Annotated in this window: 7 protein-coding genes; all 7 read right to left on the minus strand. The window is 35.6% G+C overall.

The features are described 5' to 3' along the window. Nucleotides 1–155: 155 nt before the first annotated feature. A complete protein-coding gene (locus V7183_RS19020) occupies nt 156–674 on the minus strand; it encodes a YpoC family protein (RefSeq protein ID WP_335360474.1) in 519 nt (172 codons plus the stop codon). A gap of 4 nt (nt 675–678) precedes the next feature. Continuing rightward, nucleotides 679–1,326: an endonuclease III gene (gene nth / locus V7183_RS19025; protein WP_335360475.1), complete on the minus strand. Its 648-nt coding sequence runs from the start codon at nt 1,324–1,326 to the stop codon at nt 679–681. 15 nt (nt 1,327–1,341) lie between these two features. Beyond that, a complete protein-coding gene (gene dnaD / locus V7183_RS19030; protein ID WP_335360476.1) occupies nt 1,342–2,049 on the minus strand; it encodes a DNA replication protein DnaD in 708 nt (235 codons plus the stop codon). A gap of 144 nt (nt 2,050–2,193) precedes the next feature. Then, nucleotides 2,194–3,381, minus strand: coding sequence for an aspartate transaminase AspB (aspB, locus tag V7183_RS19035; protein ID WP_335360477.1), 1,188 nt, complete (start codon nt 3,379–3,381; stop codon nt 2,194–2,196). Nucleotides 3,382–3,399: 18 nt separating this feature from the next. Beyond that, on the minus strand, nt 3,400–3,906 hold the full coding sequence (locus V7183_RS19040; RefSeq protein ID WP_335360478.1) for a cell wall elongation regulator TseB-like domain-containing protein: 507 nt from the start codon (nt 3,904–3,906) through the stop codon (nt 3,400–3,402). 7 nt (nt 3,907–3,913) lie between these two features. Beyond that, the gene (locus V7183_RS19045; protein ID WP_000412180.1) at nt 3,914–4,084 is read right to left on the minus strand and encodes a YpmA family protein; all 171 of its coding nucleotides are present in this window, start codon (nt 4,082–4,084) and stop codon (nt 3,914–3,916) included. 247 nt (nt 4,085–4,331) lie between these two features. Continuing rightward, nucleotides 4,332–5,373 (minus strand): helicase C-terminal domain-containing protein (locus tag V7183_RS19050; RefSeq protein WP_335360479.1); only part of this gene is annotated, 1,042 nt, incomplete at its 5' end.

The following is a 5,373-nucleotide window of genomic DNA, read 5'->3' on the forward strand; positions in this document are numbered from 1 at the left end:
GAAGATGACGCCAAGAATAAAGCTGAAGACGAGGCTAAGAAAAAGGCTGAAGATGACGCTAATAAACAAAAACCAGATCAACCAACAGGTGGAGACGTTCATCCACCAGAGCCCGTTAATCCAACACCATAATATAAAAAAGAAGTCACCTTTCTCTAATGAGATGGTGACTTCTTTTTTTGTATTATTTTTTTTACACACAACTTTTCTATTTCTACATACAACTGTGCCAGTTGAATATAGGAATGATAATGATTTGGTTGCTCTATAATAAATGAATAACGTTCCATAAAGTTAATTGGTTTTATCTGTAGCTCTTCAATCTTGCTCTTCATATCTTTCAATCCCGACACTGGTTGTCCATTTAACCAATATAAAATTGATAATAAATGAGCTGCGAAGTGAATCATCGGCTCCCTTGCTTCTTTTCGTTTTCGATTCCGAAAAGATATAGATATATCCTCTTTTTTTTCTTTCCATATATCTAACACAGCTGGAATACTCATTTCTATCTCATTCCATGGTTTGTACTGTTCTTCTATATCAAATAAGAAATAATGGCTTTCTATCAATTGCACAAAAGATGCATCTGTATGATAGATAATCTTGTCTATATCCCCCTCAAAAAAGGGAATACACCGGAACTCATCCGGTATTTGTACCACTTGTTTCATCTTTTTACTTTCCCTTCATTCGCTTTTTTCCTTCGCGACATACTTCTAGTAACGGGCACTCTTCACATTGCGGGCGCTGCGCCTTACAATGATAACGTCCAAAGAAAATCATACGGTGATGTGTAACTCCCCACTCTTCCATAGGTACTTTCTTCATCAATGTTTTTTCTACTTCCAGAACTGAATCTTTCCACCTACAAATCGCCAAGCGTTTACTTACTCTCTCCACATGTGTATCAACGGCAATAGCAGGAATCCCAAATGCTACTGAAACAACTACATTCGCCGTTTTTCTACCAACTCCTGGTAATTTCGTTAATTCATCACGATCCTCCGGAACCTTACCATTATAATCATTAAGTAGCATCCGGCATAACTTCTGAATATTTTTTGCTTTATTTCTGTACAATCCGATTGAACGAATATCTTGCTGTAATTCTTCTAAAGAAACATTTAAATAATCTTCAGGCGTCTTATATTTTTGAAATAAATTTTTCGTAACTTTATTTACAAGTACATCTGTACATTGTGCAGATAATGCCACCGCAATCACAAGTTCAAATGGATTATCATGATTTAATTCGCAATGTGCTTCTGGATACATATCTGCCATTGTATCTAAACAATAACGAATTTGTGTTTTGTTTAACATATATTTCCTCCTACATTACTGCTCTAACCAATTATAAAAAGGTACTTTCCCTGTATATTTGGTCTCTTGTTTTGATATTTGCTGCGTCCGTTGTTGATTTGCTCTAAATTTCCGCCCTTGATCTTGCGCTTGATCAACCGTCCTAATTCCGTTCTTTTTCCATTCAAACAAAATCCGATCAATATATCGAAAATTAAGCTTCCCGCTCATTACTGCTTCTCGAAGAGCTGCTTGAATTAAATTTGGATGATGTTGATCTTGGTCCTGCCACATCGCTAATGTTTCGCATTCAAAAGGCGATAATGGTCTCCCAAATTCATGTTCAAAAATTGTATATAAATTTACTTGAAGCTGTTTTTGTTCTTTTTGTTCTTCTTCTATTGTTTCATTCATTAAAAAGTGCAATATTTTTTCCCAAAGCGGTTGCAAAGAATAACTCTCACACATCATCGCTTCGGATCTTTGTCCACCTTCTAATGCTAAAAATCCTTTTTGGATTAATGTTTGGATTACTTCCATACATTTCATTTCTGTAATTGTCATTCGCTCTGCAATCTCTGAAGGAGTTGGAAAAGAATTACCCGATTCTAAAAACGTATGCACATGAAGTACAACCATAAATTCTGTTTCATTTAAACCTAATTTTTTATAGTGCATCATAAGCAATTTAGGAATTGCGATGCTGCCCTGTTCAAACCACTGTAACATCATTTTTTTCTTCATCACCAAACACCTCGCTCTCTAGTATAACACACCTGTTACAATTTCTTTTTGCCACAATTCGTCAAAAAACCTCCCTATATATAGGGAGGTCCTTTTCATTTGTTTAAAGTAACCTATTTGACGTACAAATGCAAGAAATACTTGTTAAGCCTGTACTTTACTTTTCATAAACGTATTCATTCGTTCCAACGCTTTCTCTAATTGTTCAAGAGATGTTGCATATGATAAACGAACATTGTTTGGCGCGCCAAATCCTGTTCCTGGAACAAGAGCTACTTTTTCTTCTTCTAACAAGGCTTTTGCCCATTCATCAACTGTTTCGTATCCAGCTAATGCTACAGCTTCTTTTACATTTGGGAATAAGTAAAATGCGCCTTGCGGTTTGATACAAGTGAAACCAGGAATTTGAATTAATTTATCATAAATAATGTTTAATCGTTCTTCAAATGCTTGACGCATCATTTCTACAGGCTCTTGTGAACCCGCATATGCAGCAATTGCACCGTATTGAGCAATTGAAGTAGGGTTTGACGTACTATGACTCGCTAAGTTTGTCATCGCTTTAATAAGCTGCTTATTTCCTGCTGCATATCCAATGCGCCATCCTGTCATAGAATGTGATTTCGATACACCATTAATAATAAGAGTTTGTTCTTTTAATGCATTAGAAAGCTGAGCAATTGAAGTATATTCTACTCCACCATAAACTAATTTCTCATAAATTTCATCAGAAACAATTAAAATATCGTGTTCTAAACATACTTCCCCAAGCTGACTTAATTCTTCTTTGCTGTAAATCATTCCTGTTGGATTGCTCGGTGAATTAATAATAACAGCTTTTGTTTTCTCTGTAATTGCCTCACGCAGCTGCTCTGGTGTAATTTTGTACTGATTGTCTTCTAAACCTTCTACATAAACCGGCTTACCACCAGCAAGCTTTACTTGCTCAGGATAACTTACCCAATAAGGAGTTGGGATGATAACTTCATCTCCTTCGTCAAGTAACACTTGGAATAATGTATAAAGCGCATGTTTCGCACCATTACATACAATAATTTCAGTTGGATCATACGCTAATCCTTGATCACGCGTAAATTTCTTCACAATTTCTTGTTTTAACGCATTTAACCCACCAGTTGGTGTATATTTCGTATGTCCTTCTAACATCGCTTTATGTGCAGCATCCATAATATGCTCCGGCGTATTAAAGTCAGGTTCCCCTGCCCCTAATCCAATTACATCATGGCCTTCAGCTTTTAATGCTTGTGCCTTTGCTGTAATTTCTAAAGTTGAAGACGGTGTTAAAGCAGCTACTCGCTTTGCTAATTTCATTTTTAGTTCCCCCTACATCTATTTTTCAATGCTATATCGTTGTAAAAACTGTCCATCTTTAAATGCAAGATAGTAGTAACTATAACGACCTTCCTGATCAATATATGTAATTTCCCACACTGGATCATCGTTTTCGGCACCTAATTTTACTTTTAAGATTTCTTTCGGCGGTTTTGGCTTATGTTCTTTACTTTCTTCTTTCAACTGTTCAGCCATTTTTTGTACAGCTTGCTTCTCAGAAATCCCTTCGCTCTTTTTCTTTACGAGAACATCTCCTTTTTTCTCAGGTACCCAAGCAATGATTTGTTCTCCTTTTTCATCTACACCTTGTACGACTGTATATGAAGATTTCCCGTTATAATAATCAACGGATTTAACCTTTGTAAGCTTTGCTTTTTCTTTTGCAATTTCTACAGCTTTTGATTCTTTCGGAATTTTCTTTTCCATTGTTGCATTATAAACATGCACCCCATATAATCCAATGGCAACAATAACGATAATGATGGCAAAGATCCATTTTTTCATTGTATCACTACGTTCTGTATATCGTAAATACTGCTGTTTCTTTTTCGTTCTCGTCTAGTGCCAGTCCGAACATGAGGTCCTGTTCCTTTAATGTACGATTCAAACTATCAACAATTTTATATAGGTCAGACGAATATTTAATACGCGTCGTTGATAGCACTTCGATTTTCTTCTCCATGAAAACTCCTCCGTTACACAAAATTTCTAATTATAGAAGAACGCAATGCGGTTACAATAAGAGTACATTCTTTACAACCCCTGCTTCATCACCCATCTATTATAGCAGGACATGTACAGCAAAAAAAGGTTTCAAATCGAAAAGCAACGTAATTTGTATACAAGAAGTAAGAAAAAATAAAATTCCTCCTACCCACATTTTACGCCTGAAGCACAATTTACTTCAGGCGTATTTTTCCTGTAATTTGTTATTCCTCTAGTCGCTTCAATAATTGGTCTAGTGTTTCTTCATAAAGCGGGACATTCGGAATAGATTGCAAAAATTTCTTCCCATAAAAAGAAGTTGTTAGTCGACGATCTAATACAAACACCGTTCCTGTATCTGTGGTTGTTCGTATTAATCGACCAAAACCTTGTTTAAAGCGAAGAATAGCTTGCGGAAGCGCTAGTTTTGTAAATACATCTTCCCCTTTATTCCTCATCCATTCACTTTTTGCCTCCATCATTGGTTGATGAGGCGGTGTAAATGGCAAACGAACAATGACAAGGTGGCTTAAAGCATCTCCAGGAATATCAATTCCTTCCCAAAAACTACTTGTTCCTAACAAAATGGCCTTGTCAAACTCTTGAAATTTCCGAACTAAACGACTACGACTTCGATTATTTACACTTTGCGTCAGTATTACGTATTCTTCTAATTCATCTTCATTTTTTAAATTTACATACGTTTCTTTCAACATTTCATAAGAAGTAAATAGTACAAGCATTTTTCCTCTTGTTGCTTTAGCGATTTTCATAATTTGTTTTGATATTTCACTAATATATTCTTCTTCCCGAACTTCCTTAATAAGCGGGACATCCGTTGGAACCATTAACTTTACTTGCTCTTCATAATGAAATGGAGATGAAACCGTTAGTGTATCTGGCGCAAAATCATGTAACCCTAATTCTTCTTTTATATAGTCAAATGTATGATTCACAGTTAACGTTGCTGACGTAAAAATAACGCTTCGCTTTCTTGTTAAAAATTCATCAGCAAATCTTTCTCCTATATGAATAGGTTGTGCATATAATACTGTGGAATGAATGGTACCTTTCGTTTCTGTCTCCATCCATGTCACATATGAGTTTTTTTCTAATATGAGCACCTGTAATGAATGAACCATCTTTCTTAATAACTCTATAAGATGCATAAACTCGCCTGTAATAACATGCATTTCCCATTCTAATGTACTTTGTAATATATCAGCCTGCTTCTCCAGTAAGGCTAGTAATTTTCTTAATTCATAT

The sequence above is a fragment of the Bacillus sp. JJ1127 genome (genome assembly GCF_036965845.1).
Taxonomy (GTDB): domain Bacteria; phylum Bacillota; class Bacilli; order Bacillales; family Bacillaceae_G; genus Bacillus_A.